15 protein-coding genes are annotated in these 24,645 nt (G+C 42.1%); 11 read left to right on the top strand and 4 right to left on the bottom strand.

Annotated elements, in window-relative coordinates:
• The first annotated feature begins 49 nt into the window (after positions 1-49).
• Both IRY55_RS08580 and IRY55_RS08575 read left to right on the top strand, forming a co-directional pair.
• Positions 50-982: a DMT family transporter gene (locus IRY55_RS08580; protein WP_328799643.1), complete on the top strand. Its 933-nt coding sequence runs from the start codon at positions 50-52 to the stop codon at positions 980-982.
• Entirely contained in the window at positions 979-2,796 is a 1,818-nt protein-coding gene (locus tag IRY55_RS08575; protein ID WP_194562900.1) for an S-layer homology domain-containing protein, read from the top strand. Before IRY55_RS08580 ends, IRY55_RS08575 begins: the two co-directional genes overlap by 4 nt.
• A 41-nt stretch (positions 2,797-2,837) precedes the next feature.
• On the opposite strand, the gene IRY55_RS08570 is transcribed toward IRY55_RS08575, so the two are convergent.
• Complete coding sequence (locus tag IRY55_RS08570; RefSeq protein WP_194562899.1) at positions 2,838-4,394, bottom strand: hypothetical protein; 1,557 nt, start codon at positions 4,392-4,394, stop codon at positions 2,838-2,840.
• Between the two features lie 154 nt (positions 4,395-4,548).
• On the opposite strand from IRY55_RS08570, the gene IRY55_RS08565 reads away from it, so the two are divergent.
• From IRY55_RS08565 to IRY55_RS08545, 5 genes are all read left to right on the top strand, one after another.
• Positions 4,549-6,174, top strand: a complete 1,626-nt coding sequence (locus IRY55_RS08565; protein WP_194562898.1) for an S-layer homology domain-containing protein — start codon at positions 4,549-4,551, stop codon at positions 6,172-6,174.
• Positions 6,175-6,490: 316 nt separating this feature from the next.
• Positions 6,491-7,381, top strand: a complete 891-nt coding sequence (locus IRY55_RS08560; RefSeq protein ID WP_194562897.1) for a C40 family peptidase — start codon at positions 6,491-6,493, stop codon at positions 7,379-7,381.
• A gap of 197 nt (positions 7,382-7,578) precedes the next feature.
• Positions 7,579-9,720 carry a 5'-nucleotidase C-terminal domain-containing protein gene (locus IRY55_RS08555; RefSeq protein WP_328799642.1) on the top strand — a complete coding sequence of 714 codons (2,142 nt, stop codon included), beginning with the start codon at positions 7,579-7,581 and terminating at the stop codon, positions 9,718-9,720.
• A gap of 196 nt (positions 9,721-9,916) precedes the next feature.
• Entirely contained in the window at positions 9,917-11,974 is a 2,058-nt protein-coding gene (locus tag IRY55_RS08550) for an S-layer homology domain-containing protein (protein ID WP_194562896.1), read from the top strand.
• 322 nt (positions 11,975-12,296) lie between these two features.
• Complete coding sequence (locus IRY55_RS08545; protein ID WP_194562895.1) at positions 12,297-14,000, top strand: N-acetylmuramoyl-L-alanine amidase; 1,704 nt, start codon at positions 12,297-12,299, stop codon at positions 13,998-14,000.
• Positions 14,001-14,042: 42 nt separating this feature from the next.
• On the opposite strand, the gene murJ is transcribed toward IRY55_RS08545, so the two are convergent.
• The 3 genes from murJ to csaB all read right to left on the bottom strand — a co-directional run bounded on the left by murJ (position 14,043) and on the right by csaB (position 17,946).
• Positions 14,043-15,503 carry a murein biosynthesis integral membrane protein MurJ gene (gene murJ, locus IRY55_RS08540; protein ID WP_213086691.1) on the bottom strand — a complete coding sequence of 487 codons (1,461 nt, stop codon included), beginning with the start codon at positions 15,501-15,503 and terminating at the stop codon, positions 14,043-14,045.
• 130 nt (positions 15,504-15,633) lie between these two features.
• The gene (locus IRY55_RS08535; protein ID WP_194562894.1) at positions 15,634-16,809 is read right to left on the bottom strand and encodes a glycosyltransferase family 4 protein; all 1,176 of its coding nucleotides are present in this window, start codon (positions 16,807-16,809) and stop codon (positions 15,634-15,636) included.
• A 12-nt stretch (positions 16,810-16,821) separates the two neighbouring features.
• Entirely contained in the window at positions 16,822-17,946 is a 1,125-nt protein-coding gene (gene csaB, locus IRY55_RS08530) for a polysaccharide pyruvyl transferase CsaB (RefSeq protein WP_194562893.1), read from the bottom strand.
• A gap of 144 nt (positions 17,947-18,090) precedes the next feature.
• Between csaB and IRY55_RS08525 the strand changes: the two genes are divergently transcribed.
• From IRY55_RS08525 to IRY55_RS08510, 4 genes are all read left to right on the top strand, one after another.
• On the top strand, positions 18,091-18,810 hold the full coding sequence (locus tag IRY55_RS08525; protein ID WP_194562892.1) for a WecB/TagA/CpsF family glycosyltransferase: 720 nt from the start codon (positions 18,091-18,093) through the stop codon (positions 18,808-18,810).
• A gap of 14 nt (positions 18,811-18,824) precedes the next feature.
• A complete protein-coding gene (locus tag IRY55_RS08520; RefSeq protein ID WP_194562891.1) occupies positions 18,825-20,093 on the top strand; it encodes a nucleotide sugar dehydrogenase in 1,269 nt (422 codons plus the stop codon).
• Between the two features lie 29 nt (positions 20,094-20,122).
• Positions 20,123-21,508, top strand: a complete 1,386-nt coding sequence (locus IRY55_RS08515; protein ID WP_194562890.1) for an O-antigen ligase family protein — start codon at positions 20,123-20,125, stop codon at positions 21,506-21,508.
• Between the two features lie 152 nt (positions 21,509-21,660).
• The gene (locus tag IRY55_RS08510; protein ID WP_194562889.1) at positions 21,661-24,387 is read left to right on the top strand and encodes an S-layer homology domain-containing protein; all 2,727 of its coding nucleotides are present in this window, start codon (positions 21,661-21,663) and stop codon (positions 24,385-24,387) included.
• Positions 24,388-24,645: the final 258 nt, after the last annotated feature.

Here is a 24,645-nt window from a genome sequence, read left to right as displayed (position 1 = left end):
TTGCAAATGATACGATAGCAATAGTTAAACAAAGAGGGGAAGAAGGCGCATGAGTCGAATGACTAAAGTGTATGTAATCACGGTCCTCGTCATGTTTTTATGGGGAATGAATTTACCGCTATTGAAGTATTTACTTACGTTTGTCGGGCCGATTACATTGACGGGCTTTCGCATTTTATTAGCGGCGATCAGTGTATTCGTCATTTTGTCGGTAATGGGACTTGTCCGATTGCCAAGGGGGAAAGAATGGCTTTATATTTTTGGAGGGGCTTTGTTGAATGTGACGATGCACCATTATTTTTTAAACGTCGGACTCACCGAAACGTCTGGCACGAGTGCAGGACTCATTCTCGGCACAGGACCTGTCCTGACAGCCGTGCTCACGGCACTCATTTTGCGCAACTATCCGTCTCGTCTTCAATGGGTCGGTGTCGCATTCGGCTTTGTCGGCGTCAGTTCGGTCACATTATTAAATGGGGGAGAATTTACCGGTTTGTCGATGGCAGATAGTTTTATTTTTATCGCCATTTTAACGCAAGTATTGTCATTTTTAATTATCGCCAAAGCTGCGCGCACATTGGATCCCCGTCTGTTGACAGGATATATGTTATTGATCGGAAGCGTTGTGCTCATCGTTCTCGGATTTATTCAAGAGCCAGGAGAATGGCGCGTCATGTTGGAGACACCGCCGAAGTTTTGGCTCGGTTTCGCTGCAAGTGGTATTATCGGAACAGCGATTGGTCATATGTTATACAATGCGGCAGTCGGTGAAATCGGACCGACGAAAGCAGCGATTTTTATCAACTTGAATACGCTTTTCTCCTTACTCGGAAGCGTCGTCTTCTTAGGAGAGTCATTAACGATGCGCCATTTATTCGCCTTCGTTCTCATCATCATCGGAGTCATACTCGGATCGGGAGCGGCGCAAGATTTATGGAAAGCTAAAAAACAAAAAAGAGATGAAATGGAGAGAATGTCGTGAAACTTTGGAAACAAAGCATGATTTGGTTATTATTATTCGTCCTCGTCGCTTTACCACTCGGACGAACTCAAGCGAAGGGGACATTTACAGACGTCCCAGCAAGTTATGAAGAAGCTGTACAATATATGGTGAACAAAGGAATTCAAGGGATGTCCCCGACGGAGTTTGGGGTAGCTAAAACGATCACACGTGGAGATGCGGCAGTATACTTAGCGCGCACATTGAACGTGTGGAATGAAGAAGCACCTGAAGTCGCTTTTACGGATATTCCTGCTCATCGACAAGATGCGCAAATCGCCATTCGAACTTTATATGAATTAGGAATCATTCAAGGGAAAACAAATAAATTATACGGGTTTTCGGATGAAATGACGCGTGGAGAGCTTGCTTTAATCGTCACTAAAGAAGCGGCATTCGACCTACATGTCACGACAGAAACAAATCTTCCTTTTACCGATGTGAATGAGCGCTACCAAGAAGCGGTTCAAGCACTTGTCGCACATGGAGTGACGAACGGTGTGAGTGCGACAAAGTATGGAACAGTTCAATCAATGAAACGCGGTGATTTCGCAAAAATGTTGTTCGTTTTAGACGGGGGTGTTATCGATAATCCAGATCCAGGACCGTCGCCAGAGCCTGCTCCAAATCCAGATCCGAATCCAGAACCTCAACCAGATCCGAATGGTCTTGTATTAAAAACGCTTACGAATGCGAAAGGTTTCCAATGGATTGAGGGGAAACGTCTCACAGTAATGGAAATAAATGAAGGCGTGATATTGCCTATCCTTCAAGAAACAGGAAAAGGGTATGAAGTCGCGTTCGGAAATGGAGTCGTCACATTTTTAAAAGAAGAAGTTCATATTCAAGAAGGACATGTACCTGCGGTGACAAAAGGCAAGCAAACGGTATTGACGAAGAGAAATACTCCGATGCGTTTTGAAGCGAAAGGGAAAGTGGTCGGAACGATTCAACCAGATATGCGTCTTGTCATTTTAGGAGAAGAAGGAACGCAGTACCGCATTCAAATCGGAGGAGTTCCAGTATATGTTGATAAAAAAGATACAATGAAAGATTCGGGTGTTCCTGTTCTCATGTATCATCATATGTTAGAAAATGCAGCGCAATCTTCTCAAAAGAACAATCGCATGGTTATCGATGTACGTCAATTCGAAGAACAAATGGCTTATCTAAACCGTCACAACTGGACACCGATTACGTTAAACACGTTTAAAGCTTGGAAAAATGGCGAAATTAATTTGCATAAGCGCGTCGTTTTAATCACATTTGATGACGGTATTTTATCAACCGTGAAATATGCGTATCCGATTTTAAAACAATATAATTATCCAGCTGTTTCCTTTTTAATTTCAGGGAAATTACGTCAACAAGCCGCTCCGTGGGATCCAGATGGGCTTCAAAACGTCGGATTAAAAGAGATGGCGATGACGGAAGATATTTATAATTTCCAAAGTCATACCCATTATATGCACGTCTTTAAAAAAGGAACGCGCGAAGGATTATTATTGCATAGTACGAAAGAAGAAGTGTATGAAGATGTGATGGCAAGTAAAGCACAAATCGCGAAAGGATACGCAGGCGACACCTCACATATTATCGCGCTCGCTTATCCGTTCGGTCAAAATACACAAGCAGCGCGTGAGGCATTAAAAGAAGCAGAAATCGAGTTCGCTTTCACGACGCAACCAGGGACAGTGTTGTTAGGAGACGACCCACTTTTATTAAATCGACAAGGAATCGCACCTGAACATACGTTGAAACATTTCGAACAAAAGTTGAATAATACGTTTAAATAAAACGACGGAAACAGTGAGATCATCGCTGTTTCCGTCGTTTTTTATTGCAGTTCGAGCGCTTCTATTTTTTCTTTAATATCTTCTTTTAAAGGAATTTGTTGTTGCTGGAGAAATTCTCGCTTCTGTTCAATTAATGTGTAAAACACGTCATCATACGGAATGTCGAGACGTCGAAAGTCTTCCAATGCCGTCAACAAATCGCGCAACGTCAATTGTTCATAATCCGTTCCACCGTAAGAATAGTCCGCTGCGATACGATAAAAGAGATCACCTGTCTCCTCATCAATCCAATGCGTACCGCTATCTTCCACCGCATTTTTCATCATCGTACCGATATGCAAGTATCGCTCATCACCACTTGCTTCGTATGCTTGTAAGACGTAATGCAATTCACCGAGTGCATGGTTGAGCGATACATGAGTCGGTTTCGTCTGTGTAGGGGAGAAATAGTCTAAAATGTAAAATCCATTTTTGGTCGGTAACGTATTTTGTTGCTCCGCCTGTTCGACTAAAAAATCCGCATATAATAAGTGGATCGATTCTAATGCCTCCTCTTGAATGTAGGGACGCACATTCGTCAAAAAGAGAGAGATGAGTTCATTATGTCGTGTGTCTGTATAAGGAGCGGTGATGCCATATTCTTTTTTCAACCAGGTGCTCGTATATTCTGTATAGAAGGTTGAAGCTTCCCCTTTATAATCCATTAACACATTCACACTATGAACGATCATATTGTAGAAGAAACGCTCTTGAGCTCGTTCGTAATAATCTAGAAATTGTTGACCTTGCATGAGCTGAGGATTCCGTCCATATCCGAGCTTGGTCGCAGGTTCAATCGACCAAGGTAATTTTGTATAAATACCTGTCGGTGTCACCCATTTCGCTGAACGCAAAAACTCTTCGTTCGTCTCGTCCCGATATTCTTCCCAAAGATCTGTTTCGAATAAAGAAGAAGAGCTAAACATGAACCACTGTTCGTTATGCTCATCCGCATAGCTCGTTTCAATCGTTTGTTGAAATTGTAATTCGTCATTGTTCATCTCGATAGTCAAACGGTCGTCTTCCTCCACTAAATGGCGCACTGTGCTCGTCGTTCCGTCATCGTATTCCATAACTTTAGGGACGGAGCGGTAATTTTGAGAAATCATCCAATCTCCCGCATCTGATTGAACATAGCCTTTTACATTTGTCGTATAGTCGATTCCGAAAACATCGTGATGTTCTTCGACAATCGGATTGGCAAACGGATGGAACGTATAGTCTTTTGTCGCCGTTTTGATTGTATAAGGGATATGTAATGGGCGTTCCCCGATTTGAATCGCTTCGAAAAAGAGCATCGTATCTTCCTCGATCATGCGCTTCGTAATCGTGAAGGATCCTTCCTCTAATTCGAATGAGTAAATTTCATCCACTGCATGTATTTTTTCGATCGTTTCCTTATGTGACGGTAGTGGTATGTTAGGAGAAAGTTCGAGAAAGACATGTTCATCAATAGATAATGTAAAAGGTGAATGATCGATTTTAGAATCATTTTGACAAGCGCTTAAAAGAAACATTATCCCGATGATGAATAATCGTCCATACCATCGTATTTTCATCATAAACCTCGCTTTCTAAGCTATATTTTTCACTCGATAGAAAAAGTCGCACAAAGACTAATCTAGCGGTAAAATGAAGAAGGAGAATCAGCCGAAAGACTGCTCCGTATTATGATACAATAAGTAAAATAGATTGTAAAAAGGAGGTAGTTGCTTGAATAGAAAATGGTTCATCAGTTTCGCACTGATGGTGATGTATATGATTATGCCATGGCATGTAGAAGCAGCGAACTTTAAAGATGTTCCGAAACAGTCCCCGTATTATGAAGGAATTGACTATTTAACGGAACGTTCGATTATTTCAGGTTACCCTGACGGAACATTTCGTCCGAATGCGTATGTGACGAGAGGAGAAGCGGCTAAGATGATCGCTTCCACATTAGAACATCATCATTACCCTCTCCACGTGCAACAATCATCTGTTTTGTATTATAAAGATTTGTCCTTGAACACGTGGTATTATCCGTACGTTGTCAAGCTGAATGCAATCGGTGCTATGCAAGGGTACCAAGATCATACGTTTCGCTTGAAAGATTCCATTCAACGTGATCAATTTGCAAAAATCACATCGACTGCATTTCAATTGGAACCTGTATATGGCGATCGTTACTTCAGCGATTTGACGCCAAGTCATTGGAGTTATCCATTCATTCAAACATTGGCGACGAAAGGAATGATTCAGAAGCCGAAAAACTCCAAGTATCAAGCATCGCATCGTATTACGCGAGGAGAAGTCGCTGATATTTTGTATCGCGCAGTGCGCTGGGAACAACAAAATGCGCATATGTGGAAAGGGGAAGAAAATCCCGAGCTTCCGAATTTATATTCGCTTCAACGAAAACAACAACAACAAGCAGCCTACAAACGCTATGTAAAACCAGTGCCGAAACAAAAATTTGCGGTACACCCGAAGCTCACGTTGCCTTATCGTCCAGGACAATTAACGGAAACATATAAGCAACAATCGTTACAAGCGATTTACTATGTCCGCGCAGTTGCAGGGTTGACAAATCCGTTGCGCATTACAACCCCTTATATGGAAGAAGCGCAAGCTGCAGCATTTGTCTTAGCGTTAAACAATATAGGGCTATCGCATGAACCTGTCAAGCCACCTCATCTAAGTAGTAGCTTTTATGAAAAGGCGTATAATGGCGCATCAACGTCTAATATTGCGTACGGTTATGACGACATCGCTTCGAGTATTTACTACGGGTACATGATGGACTCTGATTCGATCAACCGTCAAGACGTTGGTCATCGTCGTTGGCTCATTTGTCCTTGTTTGTCGACAGTCGGTTTTGGAGAAGCGAAGACCGACACAATTTTTGAAGAAGAACGCACGTATAGTGCGATTAAATTATTCGACCATTATGTCGTTCCACCTGTCACCCATAATGTTCAATATGTCACGTGGCCTGCAGAAGGAGCTTTCCCTATGGATTTATTCGTACCGAGTCAGATTCACGAAGCCCTTCCGTGGTCGGTAAGTTTATCACCTGAATTTTACAATACACCGCAACGCTCGAAAGTTGTCGTAAACTTGAAACGTGTGAGAGATGGAAAGCGATGGACGTTTTCTGCGAATCGTTCCGATGGCTTCTTTAATGTAGAAGCTTCGAATTACGGACGTAGTGGACCGACTATTATTTTCCAACCTACCGTTAAAACGATATATCCCGTTCGAAATGAAGAAGTATTCGAAGTGGAAGTAAAAGGGATTCAAGACAAAACAGGTAAAGCTACCGTACTTCGTTATCATACGGTCATTTACGATCATTAAAAATAATGCCTTTCGATTTCTTAAATCGAAAGGCATTATTTTTATTTTTTGTCACAATGATCATTTCTCTTTGTAACAAATGGGGTCGTATTGTTACACAAAGAGAAATCCTTACAAAATAAAACGCTGGGATAAAAATCCAATCGTTGTAGAATCAACGTTTGCAGGTGTTTTTCTCTGTAACACAACTGTAATATAAGTGTAAACGAAAAAGATGAAACCATGTGGTAAGCTATATCTAGTTAAAAAGTTCACAGCGTTTTATCACAAAACGTCCAATACATAATTTGAAGAATCGGAAGGGGAAAATGTCAACGTGAAACGTATCGTATACACTATACTTGCAAGTTTGTTAATTTTCATGTCAGTGCCAGAAGCAGCATCTGCTAAATCGGCGGATCAAGTGATTAATATCGGTAAGAAATATATGGGAATCAAATATCGTTACGGTGGAACAACACCAGCAGGATTTGATTGCTCAGGATATACACAGTACGTTTTCCGTGAAGCAGGCGTTTCAATTCCACGCACAACGGGTAGCCAATTCGGAGCAGGAAAAGCAGTTGCGAAGTCAAACTTAAAAACAGGTGACCTCGTATTCTTTAACACATCAGGTCGTGGCGTATCACACGTAGGAATTTTCATCCAAGGTGGAAAATTCATTCACGCTTCAACTAGCCAAGGTGTTACAATTACAGCATTGAACGACCCATACTACTGGGGAAGCCGTTACATCGGAGCGCGTCGCGTGAAAAACTTTGACTCAGCACCAGCAGTAGCAGCACCAGTACAGAAAGAATCACCATACATAACACGTGGTGAAGTGGCAAAAGTTCTTGCAGACAAATTAAATTTACCAGCATCATCAAATTTGAACTTCAAAGACGTTGATGCGAATCACCCACTTGCAGCAGAAATCGGAGCAGCAGCGGCAGCAGGGATTTTCGGGGGAGACAATAATGGTAACTTCAACCCGAATGAGTCACTTACTCGTGCACAATTAGCAAAAGTATTAGTTGACGCATTTCATTTAACAGGATCTTCAGATGTACAATTTACAGACGTTAAACCAGGATACTGGGCAGAGCGTCATATCAACACATTAGCAACGAACAAAGTAACGAGCGGTTATGCAGATGGAAGTTTCGGTATTGCGAACAAAGTGGAAAAGAAACACTTCAACACATTCATTAGCCGTTTAAACTAAAAAGAGTGAACCAAGGCCATACAGGGCTTTGGTTCTTTTTTATGGTTTATGTTACAACTTCTATACCCGAAATTTCATCAGAAAAACATCTTTTATCGTTCGCTCTATTAAGATTTGTAAAAAACTGAATAATCGAAACCGTTCATCTTTTTCATGATATAATGAAAGGAATACTGAAGATAGAAAGGAAGATTTATGTGAAGAAGAAAGCGATGTATTCAGGATTGGCAGTGACGACGGCTCTCGCAGTAGCAATGACTCCTGTTGCAGCAGAAGCGAAATATGATGCAGCGATTCAATACGTAAAAGATGAAGGTATTGCCCAAGGATTGCAGGATGGATCATTTGGAGAGCAATTGAACATAAAACGTGGAGATGCTGCAGTGATGGTAGCGAAAGCGGCACGTATTTCTACTGAAGACGAAGTGAGCAAAGCACCATTTACCGATTTGGCAGGACGTTCGACAGCAGCAGTGACAGCACTTGCAGCGAAAGGTATTGTTCAAGGAAAAACGAAAACGACATTTGCGCCAAATGAGCAACTGAAGCGTTCTGAATTTGCGATGATGCTTGTGAAAGCATATGACCTTCCGTTAGAAGAAGGTCATACGGCATTCACAGACGTCTCCCCACGACTTGCACCGTATGTTAATGCATTAGTGAAGGCAGGGATTGCGAGCGGGAAGACAGCGACACAGTTCGCGCCAGATGCTGCCATTACTCGTGGAGAATTAGCGCTCTTCTTACATCGTGCGGCAAAACATCGTCCCGAAGGCGGGCAGGTAGGCGGAGAACCGACATTCGACTTAACGATTATGCATTTTAACGATACACATGCGCACTTAGATAATGCGGCAAAACGTGTTACAGCAGTGAATGAAATTCGCTCAACGCGCGACAACACATTGTTGTTAGATGCCGGAGACGTGTTTTCTGGCTCTCTTTACTTCAACGAGTTCAAAGGGCAAGCGGATTTACAATTTATGAATATGATGAAAGTCGATGCAATGACATTCGGAAACCATGAATTCGACCTCGGTTCGACACCAGAAGGTCATAAAGCGTTAGCAGACTTCGTTAAAGCGGCGCAGTTCCCAATCGTTTCAAGTAACGTTGACGTTTCAAAAGACCCTTTATTCGAAGGGTTATTCAGCACGAAAATCGCGACCGATGATATTCAAGATGGTCATATTTATAAAGGGATTGTGAAAGAAATCGATGGGGAAAAAGTCGGTATTTTCGGATTGACGACAGAAGAAACAGCAGATATTTCAAGCCCGAAACAAATTGAATTTAGCAATTATATTCAAGAAGCAAAAGTGATGGTAAAAGAATTCGAAAAAATGGGCATCGATAAGGTGATTGCGGTAACGCATATCGGATTTGATGACAATCCTGCGATCGATAATGATCAAGAATTAGCGAAAGCAGTTCCACAAATCGACGTCATCGTAGGCGGTCATAGTCATACGAAATTGGATGAGCCTGTGAAAATTGGAAATACATTAATCGTCCAAGCTTTCCAATATGGCGAAAATCTCGGTGTACTCGATGTATCATTCGATGATCAAGGTGTTGTCAAAAAATATAAAGGCGAATTAATTAAAGTGGCGGACCGTGCGGAAGATCCAGAAGCAGCGAAAGTGCTCGCGCAATATTCATCAAAAATTGAAGAATTAAAAACGACACCGATTGGAGCAGAAGCTTTAGAGGATTTAACGAATCCACGTACGAGCGACGACGCAAATGATAGTGTGCGTCGCAATGAAACGGCGCTCGGCAACATCATTACAGACGGTATGTTGACGAAAGCACGCACATTAGATCGCAACGGAGAAGAAACAATTATGGCGCTCCAAAATGGTGGTGGCATTCGTACGTCAATTCCGAAAGGACAAATTACAATTGGGCAAGTAATCTCTGTCTTACCGTTTACGAATACACTTGCAACGATGCATTTAACAGGAGCGGAATTGAAAGCAGCATTCGAACATAGTTTGAAAGAGTACCCGCAAGAGAGCGGTGGTTTCTTACACATTTCAGGCGGTAAAGTACAGTTCGACTCGTCCAAACCAGTTGGCCAACGCATCATATCAGTCGAATATTATGATAAAGATAATAATCTACAGCCGATCGAAGACTCAAAAACATATAAGTTGGCAACGAATGCCTTCACTGCAAAAGGTGGAGACGGCTATGATATGTTCAAAAAAGCATATGAGGAAGGCCGCGTAACAGATCTCGGCTTATCAGATTGGGAAAACTTTGCAGAACAATTAAAATCACTGAAACAAGTGAATAATGAACGTGAAGGCCGCATCGTCGATATTAAAAAATAATGATGTAGCAACTAATAAAAAGGTTTTATGCGCAAACGTAATTTTACTTCTCGAATAAGGAAGTAGAAAGCGGGCGCATAAGCCTTTTTCTTTTGATGACGGAAGTCCAAATGTAATGAGAATGTAATAATATATTAGTAGACGAGTGTAGTAGAAAGAGTGTAATATCTCTAGTAGAAGGAGGATGGACGATACAATGAAGAAGTGGTTACTCACATTCGTCGTAGCACTGTTACTCTTGCCTTCCATGGCGGTAACAACATCTGCAGATGAACTACAAGGACTGAGCCTTGAAAAAGAAGTTCGAGAAGCAATTGCATTAGGGATTATCCAAGGGGATACGAAAGGAAATATCAACCCGAAACATGAGGTGACACGTGAACAGTTCGCCGCGTTTATTGCGCGTATGTTAAAATTAGAACCTTCTACCTCACAAGTACCTTTTATCGATTACACAAACGGTCATCGTTTGTCTCGAGAAGTAATGGCGGTCGTAGATGCTGGTTATATTCAAGGGACACGTACGAATGAATTTTTACCGAATGATCCAATTACACGCGAACAAATCGCGACGATTATTGCGAATATTTTAACAGAAAAAAATTTAACAGAATCAAAAAGAATTAAACTTTTAGACAGTGAAGCATTTGGGGGATCGACAACGATTCGCAACGTTTATCAAGTATACGCATACGGAATTTCTAGCGGAACATGGATGAACGAGGCAAAGACAGAAATGCGTTACAGTCCGAAAAATACGGCAAAGCGTGACGAAGCAGCTGCAACACTACTTCGATTGAACAAAGTATTAATCGAACAGCCGACAGTAAAACCACCTGTGTTACCCGAACCGACACCAGAACCAAAGCCGGATCCGAAACCACCCGTTGTAGCACCGAAAGAAGCGTACACATTAGCGTATGTGAAAAACGGCAAGCTCGTACAAGGGGATAAATCGTTCAAAAACTACGCGAACGCTTTGAGTGAAATGACGAAAGACCCCAATGCGGTAGGCGTCTACAATAACAATAAAGTCGTCGCAGCGAAAAACGGTATTGCTTACGGGCCGACTGCTGGAAAAGTTGTAACAGTTTATAAAAATAGCAATTTAACAGAACAATATACGTATCAAGAACCAGGAAAAGAAATGAAAATCATCAGCAATGGTGAAAAAGCGATTTACGTTAAAATTGGAGATACGTTAGGTTATGTGAATGCTAGTCATGTCAATGTCTTACCTTATGAAAGTATTCAGTATCGTGATTATTATAAAGTCGCAACGAACGGTATGCTCGTTCACTATCCGAAGAACCATTTAAACACGACAGCGAACACGTATGGCTACGTAGTAGGGCCTGCTTCCCCTACGATGAAAAGTGGCGACAAGTTTTATTCATTAGACGGCGTCCACTTTGAAAAAATCGGAACGAGACAAACATTCGTTCATTATCCATACTTCCAATTCCAATCGATTCGCACGAAAACGAATTACACAGCGGAAGAATTAGATGCTTTTATTTCGAGTGAGGTTCAACGTTTAGAAGCAACAGGTATTGCGCGTTATGCGGAAGCTTCAAAAAAATCTAAACTGATTGGTCTCGGCTCTTATTTGAAAGAAGTAGAAGAAAAGCATCGGGTAAATGCACTCTTCATTTTAGGAGCTGCGATTCACGAAAGTGATTTCGGCACGAGTTGGAATGCATTAAATAAAAATAATATTTTCGGTATTCGAGTATTCGATAGCAACCCAGGTGCAGGAGAGATGTATGCGACGCCAGAACGTAGTATCGATGCGTTCATTGCACATTATATGAACGATCGCTATGCGATTCCAAGCGCGCGTCTTCTTTACTCAAATGGAGCAGTACCCGGAAACAAAACAATCGGCGCGAACGTCATGTATGCGTCAGACCCACATTGGGGAGCGAAAATCGCTTCAAAAATGTGGACGGCGGATCAATTCCTCGGCCAAAAAGATTATAAGCAACATCGCTTAGCTATCACGACGAATAAAGAAGGCGCAACGATTTACCGCGAACCTTCAACGACGAGTGGTCCACTTTTCAAATATCAAGCGAAATACTTAGGGCATTCTGGTTATTCTGGATACCCATTAGCGATTGTAGACGAGCAAAGAGATTCACAAAATCGCACGTGGTACAAAGTATTTTCAGATGAATTGATTCGAGAAAATGGAGCGCATGTTGAATTTGGATGGGTTCAAGCGAAAGATGTTAAGTTGATTAGCGAATAAAAAAATGTTCGATGAGCGATTTCGCTCATCGAACATATATAAAAAAACAAAAACTGTCATTCATGTCATGAACATGAACGACAGTTTTTGACTTGGAGAGTCGGCAATTAGCTCACCACTTGCGATTCTTATATGAAAAATCAAGTGAATTCTACAGTTCTAATAATAGCACAACATCTTTAAAGAATCTACAAAAACTCCTTGATAAGAAAGAAGTTCTTCATAATATCCTAGGAGTGAAATGAATGACCGATGAAAATTTCACACATATAGACATCAAATGAAAAGAAAAACAACCGAATAATAATGGAGGGATTTTTCCGTGTCCAAACGAATACGACGTATTATTATTGCTTGGATTTTGATAGTGTTGATCTTGCCATTGGATGTTTTTGCAAAAGCGTGGACATTTACAGATGTAACGCCTAAGTTTCGCGCTTACGATGAAATAAAGTATGTTGTCGATCAGCAAATGATGAATGGTCGCACTCACACGAAATTTGCTCCCGATGCTTATGTGACGAGGGCAGAAGCTGCCGCAGTCATCGGTCGTTCATTACACTTACCCAATATTAAAACAAATACAGGATTTAAAGATGTCTCAGCCCATCATCACTTTTCGGGATATATTCGAGAAATGGTGGACCGGAAAATATTAGCAGGCTATCCAGATGGAACATTTCGCCCGAATGAGCCATTGACACGTGGACAAATGGCGATGATGATCGGCCGAGCTCATTTTAATCAATTTAGCGGTTCGGTTAGTGTGGCAGCTTCTGATTTAATGCGTAACGGTATTGCCCAGGGAATGACGGACGGAACATTTGGTGAACAATTGAAAATTAAGTGTGCAGATTTTGCGGTTTTCATCGCACGTACCGTTGATCCGTCTTTCCGTCTATCAGTCGTCCAACCACTAGCAGTGGACCCTTATGTACGAACGATGTATGTCACTGCGGAACAGTCTGATTTGAATGTGCGAACAGGACGCGGAGTTCATTATCCAGTAATGACGAAGCTTCCTTTTCAAACGAAAGTGCAAGCTGCCTATCCTGTAGCCGGTTGGACTAAAATTCGAGTGAACGGTATAGAAGGGTATGTATCGGAGGCCTACTTATCGACTACATACCCGCAACCGAAACAATCGTCAGGAACGACGAAACCGGAATTGACAGGAGCTTATAAATATTTAATTTATCCAGAAGGAAATGCAGCGCCATTATTTGCGAGTGCGAATAGTTCGAGTAAAGTGTTGACACGAATTCCAACAGGTTCAAAAGTTCGTGTACTTTCATCGGGTGCCTCATTCACACAAGTGCAATACGGCAATAGGAAAGGATACGTTCGGACGAACTTGCTTTTTAATGTTTTCCCTACTACACCAAAGAAACCGACAACCCTCGCTGGTGAAGTAATCATTCTCGACCCCGGACATGGGGGGTCTGATCCTGGAGCAATCGGATATGGATACAGGGAAGCAACCGCTACATTGGCGATCGCGAACTATGCGAAAAAATATTTTGAACACTCGCCATTTCAATTGAAAATGACACGGGAAACGAATGCGACGATGTCCCTTGCCGAGCGCGTAGATTTTGCACATCGTCACAATGGGTCTTTATTTATTAGCGTACACATTAACTCTTTCAGCAATCCGAATGCTAACGGGATGGAGACATACTATTATCCTTCGAATCAGACTGCGCGCGATAAAGAAGCGCGCCTTATAGCTTCTTACATGCAAAATCGTGCGCAAGAAGCGTGGCAACTAAATGATCGGAAAGTGAAGACGGCACCATTTCTCGTCATTCGTTTCACGGGAATGCCATCGATATTGCTCGAAGCAGGGTTTATTACGAATCCGAACGATCATGCAAAAATTCGCAGTGCGACGTGGCAAGAAAAAATGGGGCGCGCTATTTACTTATCGACATTAGACTATTACTATCACGAACATGGCATGATTTCCGAAACGCTACCTCTTTATGAAGCGATCGGCGAAAAACCATCGAAACGTATACAATAATGCAAAAAGCGTCAAACTCCCCAATGAGAGTTTGACGCTTTTTTATGCCCGACGCAGTAAATGCATCACATCGCGGAAACCTTGTCGATAGACGACGTATAAGCTTGCGACATAGACGATGACGCCGAGTGGAATGAGTAAAACGAGTTGAACCAATGGCGTAAGGGAGCCGAGGAACGTCCACTCCATACAAATGTATAAGACACCACCCATGACTGCAGCAGGTGGAATCGCGAAGGCTAACATTTTGAAAAATCGTGTCAATTCAGAAAAACCAATTTCACGATAGACGATGAATAGAGACATCGTAAACAAATACAAAGTGACGATCGATGTCGATACGGCTAGTGCTGGATAACTGAAGCGGTCAACTAAAAAGTAGTTCAACGTCCAGTTAATGACGATTGTCGTCATACTCACACGGAAAATTAACTTCGTCTTCTGCATCGTAAAGATGGTCTTCGCCAAAATGAATTGAAATCCTTGGAAAATGACGAAAGGTAAATAGAGCAATAAGACGATATACGTTCGATGTGTATCCTCAGCCGTAAATTTGCCACGTTCATATACGAATGAAATAAACGATTCACCGAGCACGAGCAAACCGACCGCAATCGGCAATAAAGTGAGCGCGGAAATTTGCAATCCTTTAAAGACGATTTTGCGGAATTGTTCGATATTGTCGTGTTGCTCGCTCAACAAAGTGAAAATAATCGCGACGATCGTCGTCGCAAAAATCGCATGCGGAATACTCGCAATGAGCGATGCGTTGTTTAAATACGTCGCCGCGGCATCGACTGTATTCGACGCGAACGAACGGTCGACGAATAAGTTAATTTGCCCGACTGCCGAATGAAGAAGAGCAGGAATTAATAATAAAAAGAACGTCTTTTTAAAGTCCGGTGTCAATTTGAATTGAAGGCGCCATTCATAATTCGAGCGCATTAAATAATACAATTGAATGACGACACCGACAATCGTTCCGAATCCAAATCCGTAAACGACGGAGAAGATACCATACGTATCGCTAAATAATAAAGCAGCAATCGCAGCACTTAATGTCGCGCTTAATTTTGCAAATTGGGACGGGACAAAAATGCGACGCGACTGCAAGTAAGAATCTAAAATCGCACTCAATCCGACGAAGGTTAACATCGTGAAGAAGACGCGTGTAATGTCGATCGTTAACACTTTTGTATCGCCAATCATCGGTCCGAATAGTAATCCGACGATCGTTTCGGTAAAGAGTACGCCGATTATGCTCAAAACGATGAATAAGACGATAGAGCCATTTAAAAGAGCGTTGGCATTCGCATCGCTCGCGCCTTCGCCTTTTTGTCGCTCTTTCACATACAGGGGTAAGAAGACGTTGTTAAAGCCAGAAGCGGTTAACGTAATCGCTAATGTGATGAAGCCGAATGACAGAACGTACGCGTCCGTTGCCGAAGAAGCTCCGAATTCACGCGCGATGACAGCTTCTCGAATAAAGCCAGATAACTTCAAGAAAATCGCTAATAAAGCAGTCCATAAAGCTGCGGAACGTAACTTAGAAATAGCGAATACTCCTTTCTCTTACAAGAAGAAAAAACCATGGAAAATGCACACGACACAATCCATGGTTTCCATCCGTGTATTATTTATTGATTGCTTTTTCATAAATCGCTTCGTAGGAAGCGGCTGCTGCAAGGTGAGAGTAATGATCGACAATTTTTTGGCGAGCCGCTTGTGCTAATGCTTCGCCTGCATCGACATCATCGATTAATTGAATCATCGCATCGCTCAATCCGTCGATACTTTTTTCTTCTACGAGTAACCCGTCTTTGCCGTGTTCGATAATTTCTTTTAAGCCACCGACAGCACTCGCAATGACAGGAACGCCAGACCCCATACCTTCTAGAGCAGAAATTGAAGTCGCTTCTTCAACACCTGCTGAATAGATCGATGGGATGATGACGGCATTCGCCAATGAATAATAGTTTAAAATTTCCGCATGATCGACAGCGCCGATGATCGACACTTGTTTATCGATGCCGAGCTCTTCCGCTTTCGCTTTCATCTCATCCATCATTTCACCAGTACCAGCGAAAATGATGCGCGTACGCGGATGCTTTTGCAACACAGCAGGCAGTGATAAAATCGGATAGATGACCCCATTTTTCTTCGTCAAACGACGTGGAACGAAAAAGACGAATTCATCTTGAGCAATTTTATATTGTTCACGCAATGCTTCGCGTTGTTCTGTTTTCGGTTTGAAAGCGTGGACGTCGATAAAGTTGCGAATCGCTGTCCCTTCAACGCCCGCCATCTCTTGAATATAATCTTTAATGCGCGTATCTACTGTAATAATTTCACTCGTCGCACGATATGCTTCGCGCTCTGCATTTTTCAATGTTTCTGCTGCTTTCGAATGCTCGGGAACAGTCCCTTTTGAAATCCCTTCAAATGTTAAGTAACCGTGCACGGTGCTCACAACTGGAATACCCGTCGGAAGCGCTGCAAATGTCGTGTACACATCTTGTGCGTTAATGACATCATACTTTTTTTCTTTTGCTTTTTGTTGAATGATTTGTTTCAATTCTTTCGAACGTTGTTCTAATGAGTAGACATAACCCGAACCTGCTTCTTTTTTATTTTTTAAAAAAGCTGGTCCACGCACGATTAAGTCGCGTTTCCATTTCGGAACGTCGGTGAACGAAACGATATCAACTTCGTGACCGCGCGCTTCGAGTCCTGCTTTCAATGTCGTTAAATGCACGCTCAAACCACCGAGGTGGGGATAATCATACGCCGTAGCGAGTAATATTTTCAACTGTAGTTCCTCCTATTTAGATTTACTTGAAAAGTTTTGTTGTAACAATTCAAAGTTGCGCCATGCTTCCTCTTTTAGAGGGACGATTGCGCGTTCAATTTGTTCTTCAAATGGTGCGGGATTCGTAAGTAATTGATCCGCTTGTTCAATTAACGCTTCGGTCGTCTCTTCACCTAATCGGAAAGAATGCGGCCACATGCTTGAACGTTTTAAAAATGCTTCCACTTTCGGGTCATAACTTAGTCCGATGTGGGGGACGTGTGACAATGCTGAAAAGATTAATGCATGTAAACGGAGAGCGATCGTCAATTCTGCTTTCCCGATGAAGTGTGCAATTTCGACAGGTGCGTAGACTCGTTCGAAAACGACCGCGCGCGCGCCGAATTTCATCTTCTCGATAATGCGCTCGGAAATGAGTACATCAGAAGGCGTTTCCATCGTGACGAACACTGGAATGACGTCATGCTTTTCGACGATGACGTCCAATGCTTCTGCGACATGTTGAATGTACGTCTCCTCATGTTCGAACCAAGGGCGTGGTGCAATCGCGATGTAACGGTCATCATCTGTCAATTGCAATTCGCGACGAATCGTGTCGGCAGGGTCATGCGTCTCCAATGCGAAGACGACATCTGCTGTCACGACCGTCTGTGGCTTCGTTACGCGCAAGTCGTGCAAATATTGTTTCGAGAACTCGTCGCGTACAGTAACGAAGTCCGCTTTATTTGCGAGTCGTCGCATTAAAAATTTCCCCCATGTGCTCGTCACAGGACCGATTCCTTGTGAGAAGAACATGACGGGTGTTCCGACAATCTTCGCTAATAATACGATGAGCAAATAATACGGCAATGGTCCGAATAAAAACTTCGTCGGATACGTATCTTGCAACAATCCACCACCGCCAGAAATAAGAACGTCTGCGCTTTTAATCTCTTTCACTTTATTCCAATTATCTCTTCGCCACCCGCGGTAAAAAGAACGCACATTATGCGTCTTTGCCGTTTGTTCAGGCGAGAGAGAAAGTACTGTAATCTCAGGGTTATCATACGCTTTGCGTAAATTGTCGACAATCGCTTGTAAAATTGCCTCATCCCCTGTATTATGCAATCCGTAAAATCCGGAAATGACAAATTTCAAAGAAAGCTCCTCCTCGAAGTATCTTAAAACACAATGATTTCCTTCAAAAATAATAACACTCCTTATACGCTCTATGCAACTTGTACTTGATTCTGATATACTGAATAGAATAAAAAACAAAAAGAAGAATAATGAGGGATATAGATGAAAGAGACGTATTTAGGAGTGTCGGTCTCGCGGTATAATTACGAACAAATTATCGAGCAACTCGAGCACCGATTCGAACGACACGAGCAGTCTACCATCATCGCAGTCAATCCGGAGAAAGTGATGACTGCACAACGTGACCCTGTCGTCAAACGCTTGATCAATGAAGCGACGTTTCAAATTGCAGACGGCATCGGCATGATCCTCGCATCGAAAATAAAAGGAGGCGCCATCCGCTCACGAGTTACTGGTGTTGAGATGATGGAACGTCTCCTTCGGTTTGCTGAGGAAGAGGCGCATCCGATTTATTTATACGGAGCGAAGGCAGACGTCTTGCAGAAGGCGAGCGCCGAAATTGCAAGGCGTCACCCGAACATTCACATCGCAGGGCAGACGGACGGTTACGAGCAAGATGAGGAAGCGCTTGTCGAACGGATTCATTCAAGTGGTGCGCGCATCCTTTTTATCGCACTCGGCAGCCCGAAACAAGAACTATGGATTGAGCGCAACTTGTCACGCTTGCCAAACGTCTTACTGTTTCAGGGGGTTGGCGGGAGCTTTGATGTGCTGAGCGGTACAGTAAAGCGCGCCCCGAAAACATTTCAGAAGTTAGGACTCGAATGGTTGTACAGATTAATGACGAATCCATCTAGGTGGAGAAGGCAGCTGAATCTACCGAAATTTCTCCTTCGTGTAGTGACAGAAAAAAAGAAATGAAAGAGGTATTTTTCATGAAACAATCAATTTGTATTATCGGCTTAGGATATATTGGATTGCCCACATCGGTCATGTTCGCCAATCACGGACACCGCGTTCACGGAGTAGACGTGAATGAATCTGTCGTCGAACGATTAGGCCGTGGTGAAGTAACGATTGAAGAACCTGATTTAGAACGACGTTTAAATGAAGTGATCGACAACGGAATGCTAACTGTGGCGACGAAGCCACAAGAGAGTGACGTTTATATTGTCGCTGTTCCGTCGCCTATCACTGCAGCGAAAGAGCCGAACTTCGACTACATTCGCTCGGCGACACAATCGCTCGTTCCATATGTGAAAAAAGGAGATCTCGTCATTTTAGAATCGACGGTCCCACCACGTACAGTAGCGGATGTGATGATTCCGATTTTAGAACAATCGGGACTTAACATTGGCGAAGAACTATTCGTCGCGCATTCTCCAGAACGAGTCATTCCAGGACGTGTCTTTGAAGAATTAATTTCAAATGACCGTATCATTGGTGGAGTGAATGAACGAGCGGCTGAAATGACAGCAGACTTGTATAGCACATTCGTCAAAGGGAAGATGCATTTAACGGACGCGACGACAGCCGAACTTGTTAAAGTGATGGAGAATACGTATCGTGACGTGAACATCGCGCTTGCGAACGAACTCGCAAAAATCGCCGCAACAATCGGCGTTGACGTATGGGAAGCGATTCAACTCGCGAACTATCACCCGCGCGTCAATTTACACCAACCAGGACCAGGTGTCGGCGGGCACTGCATCGCGGTTGATCCGTGGTTTTTAGTCGACATTCAAAACGTCAACACACCGCTCATTCGGACAGCTCGTGAGACGAATGACTTCATGCCACGCTATACGGCGATGATGACGAATGATCTCATTGCAGAGCGTCCGACAAAACGTGTCGCTGTCTTAGGGCTTGCCTTTAAAGGCAATATTGACGACATGCGTGAAAGCCCGTCACTCGATGTCATTCACTATATGAATGAAGAAGGATTACAGGTGAATGCGTACGATCCGCATATTTTAACAGAAGCATTACCTGAACAATGTGCGACATTGGAAGAGACCGTTGAAGGAGCGGAAGCGATTGTCATTTTGACGAGCCATGATGCATTTGCGGAACTCGACCCTGAACCTTTAGCGCAACAAGTGGCGAATCGTCTCGTCATCGATACGAAAAATTGTCTCCCACGCGAACGTTGGGAAGCGGCAGGATTCACTGTCCAAGTGCTAGGAAATTCAAAACATTAATTTAAAAATAGAGAGAGAGTTAAATGAACATGACTAAAAGACCTAATTATTCTTTCATGTACATTCTCGTCGCATTCATCGTTTTCCAACCGCTGATCGATATGTTAACGACGGTGACTGTGAAGACGATGAACTTGCCGATTTCATTCGGCATCCTCATGCGACTAGCGTACATGTTTGCGATGGCCCTTTGGGTACTATACGCCTTGCGATTCAGTCAATATGCCAAATGGATTTTGTATTACTTAATCGGATTGGCGATACTTGTTCTCGGGAACTTCTTGATGAACATGCAGTTGAAAGACCCGTATTACATGATGCAAGAAGTGACATTTTATTCAAAGGCGATCTACTTCCCGATTGTCTTACTCGGACTCATTATCGTGTTCGAACAATTAGCGAAAGAACGTATTAAACTACAAGCGGTGCTCATTCAAGCATTCACCATTGTCGGTGCGACAATCGGTACTGTCTTCCTCGTCTCCTTCCTTACAGGGACGGCGATGAGCAACTACGGATGGTACAAAACAGGATGGAAAGCTTGGTTCTTATCAGGGAACGAAATCGGTTCAACGATGGCAATTTTATTACCTGTCACTGCCTTATATGCGATGAACAAAATGAAATCGTGGCAACAATTGTACGCCTGGATCCCCTTCATCTTACTCGCATTCGGTATGATTTTGCTCGGAACGAAAGTCGGATATGGTGGGATTTTAATCACATTGATTGCAGTGATCGGTGTATCTCTCATTCAAATGTTTTGGACGCGTGAACAACCTCGTCCATACTCGATTCGTACGCTCATCACAGCCGGCATATTACTTGTCGGATTACTCGTAACGACACCATTTACACCAGTGTATAGCAATATTTTCGGTCAAATGCAATTTCTCGGTGTGACACAACAACAAATTGACGAAGCGCTCGGCGAAGAGGGAGAAGAAGGCGAAGGGATTGAAATGACCGCCGAACAGTTCGAAAATCTCGTCTTCAGCAGTCGCGAAGTGTATCGCGCAGATTACGGTCATTATTGGCAACGTGCGACGCTCGGACAGAAGTTATTCGGCATGGGATATGCTGGACTTTACGAACATCCGACAGAGGACAATCCGAATCGTCCGAACATCGTAGAAATGGACTTTCATGACTATTTTTACTCATTTGGAATAATTGGCTTCCTTTATATAGTCGCACCAATTATGTATTTAACCGTGACATTTCTCGCGCGCTTTTTCCGACGCTTCAAAAATAACTGCAATGCCTTCTATTTAATGTCGGGTGTCAGCTATGTGATCGGGCTCGGAATTGCGCTTACAGCAGGGCACGTTTTAATGGCGCCAGCGGTATCGATTTATTTAGCGTTCTTACTCGCACTTCTCACCGTCGAAATTCGGAAGGTAAAGGATTTGTGAACAAACATTTGGAAATAGCTGTATAGAATAAACAAATTAATCAAAAGAATAGACGACAATAAAAGAATGTGCTATATTTGTATTGTGCAGTTTTGTGGATACACCATAAAAACTGAAAAGTGTTTATTCAAAACAAGGAGGAATTCTACAAAATGACTAAGAAATCTTACAACAAATTTGTTGCAACAGCAGCAACAGCAACTTTAGTTGCATCGGCAATTGCACCAGTTGCAGCTTCAGCTGACTCGAAACAATTCACAGACGTGAACGAGCGTTACGCTCCAGCGGTTGACTACGTAGTATCGAAAGGTGTTCAAGGTAAAACTTCTACACAATTCGGTGTACAAGACTCAATCAAACGTGTTGACGCGGCGGTATTCATCGCGAACGCATTAGACTTAAACAAACCAGGTTCACCAGACGCAGGTTTCTCTGATGTTCCAGCACGTGCGAAAGACGCAGTTAACGCGTTAAAAGCAAAAGGCATCATCAACGGTAAAACAGACACTCGCTACGGTGCGAACGACGTTTTAACTCGTGGTGAAGTAGCATTAATCTTAGCTAGCGCTTACAACCTTAAAGGTGACGCTAACTCAGTTAAATTCACAGACGTGAACAAAAACCGTTACGGTTCAGCAGTTGCTGGATTAGTAGAAGCAGGCGTTACAGACGGTATTTCAGATACTAAATTCGGTACTGAAAACCCAGTAAAACGCGGTGACTTAGCAGTATTCCTTTACAAATTAAGCGGAGAAACTCCAGAAGTTCCTTCAACAGACGGTATCACATCGGTTAAGGCAATTAACGATACAACGGTTGAAGTGAAATTCGGTAAAGAAATCGATAAAGATTTCATTCGTGAAGCAGAACGTAACGGAGAATATTTCGTTGTATATACGGAAGGAAATTCTGTAGAATCTGGTATCCAGTCTAAGAATATTTCATTCAGTTCTGATGGCAAATCAGCACAATTTGATTTAGATGAAGAAATTGAATCTGGTAAAAAATATACGGTAGCACTTCTAAACGGCGATACACCTGTAGCAGCAGATGTTGTTCACTCATACGGACCAACAGTTTTAAAAGAAGCAGCATCAACTCCAGGATTTGACGTATCAGCTGTTTCTGACAAAATTTACGTGAAATATAGCACGAAAATGAAAGACGTTGCTAAAGATTCAGCAAAATATACTGTGTATGATGCAGGCGGTCAAGAATTAGGAACGTTAGATCAATTTGTGGCTGATGAAGATAAAGAGGGTTCTTGGTCAGACCTTAATGATAAAAAAGAAATTGAATTTAAATTAGCTAAAGTAGGTACTGATGGTAAAAAACAATTATCAGCTGGGAAAACATACAAATTAGTTGTTAAGGAAGATGTAAAAACAGACGATAATAAGACTTTAGCAGAAGGCAAACGTACAATTACTGTGAAAACACCATCTGTTGATGAAGCAAGCCCAGTGGCAAAAGTAGCTCGTCTCACAGGTGCGAATGAAGTGACACTTTACTTTGACAAAGATATTGCTGATGACGACAAAGTCAACCTTAATGCTGCGCAGTTAGATTTACGTACAGCAAATGGAAAAACAGTAACTGTAAATGGCATTGAAAAAGCTGAAGCTAAAGGTAACACTTTAACATTGACACTTGAATTAGAATCAGAATTAGATGAAGGTACATCTTATAAAATTGATATGCCTGCAAACGTCGTGAAAAACGGTGTATTCCCTAACGCAATGAACAAGGCGACATCTGGTTTAAAAGCAGAAGCACAAGCTAACGATCCAATTTCTTCAATGAAAGCTCAAATTGTAGCAAACGACAAGAAAAACGATCAAGCAGATCTCATTTTAACATTTGATCAAGTACCAGTGTTAGATGATATTAAAGAAGCTGTACGTTTCTTCGATGGACGTAAAGAATATAAAGTAGATGGTAATGAAATTAAAGTTTACGGCGGAGATACTTCAGGTAAATCAGTAATTATCGAAAATATTGAAAAATTCGTACGTGCTGAAACAAATGAAACTGGTACATTAACAGTTCGTGGAGATAAATCTTACAATGTAGAAATTGATAAAGATACGCTTCAAACTGCATCTTATGTTTCAAATAAAGCTAAAAACAAATCAGATTTAAAAGCTTCAACAAAAGGAATTTCAGTGGCAGCACCAAAAGTAGACGAAGTTCGCCTTGAATCAGCTGAAAAAATTGTTGTTGAATTTAAAGAAGATATTAAAGGCAATGTATCAGCAAGTGATATTGCAGTGAATGCATTCGTTGCAAACCGTTCAGATATCTTTGATGGTTCAGAAGCAGAAATGGTCAGTGGATCAGGTTACTATGATGTTAAAGTAAGTGGCAAAACATTAACTGTAACTGCTAAGACAGGCGTTAAATTTGTGACAGGTATTGAAAATAATATCTTAAAAATCGACGAAGGTACTATTACGAACACAACTGGTAAAACAGGAAATGAAGAAATTATTGTAGGTGAAACAGGTAATGTTAAAGCAAAAGATATCGTAGATAATGCTGCACCTGTTATTGTAGGAGTAAAAATCAAACCTGAAGATGACGTTACTGAACAAACAGTAGAAGTAACTTATTCTGAATCTGTTGCCTTACAAGGTGAAGACAAAGATATTGCTCCATTATTCTTTGCAGATAAAGGAGAAAATGCGGTTAAAGCTGTAGAATATAACGGTACTACTAATACAGCAATAATTACATTTGATAAGTTAATTGCGAAAGGTTCTACAGACTTAACAAAATTAACACTCAAATATACTTCAGGTAATACATTCTATATTGAAGATGAAGAGAATAATAAAATGAAAACACAAACTGTAACAGGTTTTGTAAAAGCTAACTAAAAAAACGAAACGAAACGTTGCTCTATAAGTCGAAAGATGAAATGAGCGGGAGTAAGGGAAAGGCTAGTCTTTTCCCTTTTCTTCTAACTGTTCAAAAGAGATAAATTGGGGAAGGTCCAATTCAAGTACAACAGTCTAGCGTACTTGCGCCTAATCCTCCTGCGTCCAATGCGTAATTTACCTTTACAAAAGGGCGAAGTCAGGTGAAGTCGTATGCTGGTGAAAGTCCAGTGGCGGGGCTCTTTAAAAGTAAACTAT

It is taken from the genome of Savagea serpentis (genome assembly GCF_015351395.1).
GTDB lineage: Bacteria > Bacillota > Bacilli > Bacillales_A > Planococcaceae > Savagea > Savagea serpentis.
Note: the sequence above shows the minus strand (reverse complement) of the source record. Positions and strands in the feature narration are given on the sequence as shown.

Coding starts and splice junctions, on each gene's coding strand:
- IRY55_RS08580 (WP_328799643.1), top strand. CDS start 50: ATGAGTCGAATGACTAAAGTGTATGTAATCACGGTCCTCGTCATGTTT.
- IRY55_RS08570 (WP_194562899.1), bottom strand. CDS start 4,394: ATGAAAATACGATGGTATGGACGATTATTCATCATCGGGATAATGTTT.
- IRY55_RS08550 (WP_194562896.1), top strand. CDS start 9,917: ATGAAGAAGTGGTTACTCACATTCGTCGTAGCACTGTTACTCTTGCCT.
- IRY55_RS08525 (WP_194562892.1), top strand. CDS start 18,091: ATGAAAGAGACGTATTTAGGAGTGTCGGTCTCGCGGTATAATTACGAA.
- IRY55_RS08520 (WP_194562891.1), top strand. CDS start 18,825: ATGAAACAATCAATTTGTATTATCGGCTTAGGATATATTGGATTGCCC.
- IRY55_RS08515 (WP_194562890.1), top strand. CDS start 20,123: ATGACTAAAAGACCTAATTATTCTTTCATGTACATTCTCGTCGCATTC.
- IRY55_RS08510 (WP_194562889.1), top strand. CDS start 21,661: ATGACTAAGAAATCTTACAACAAATTTGTTGCAACAGCAGCAACAGCA.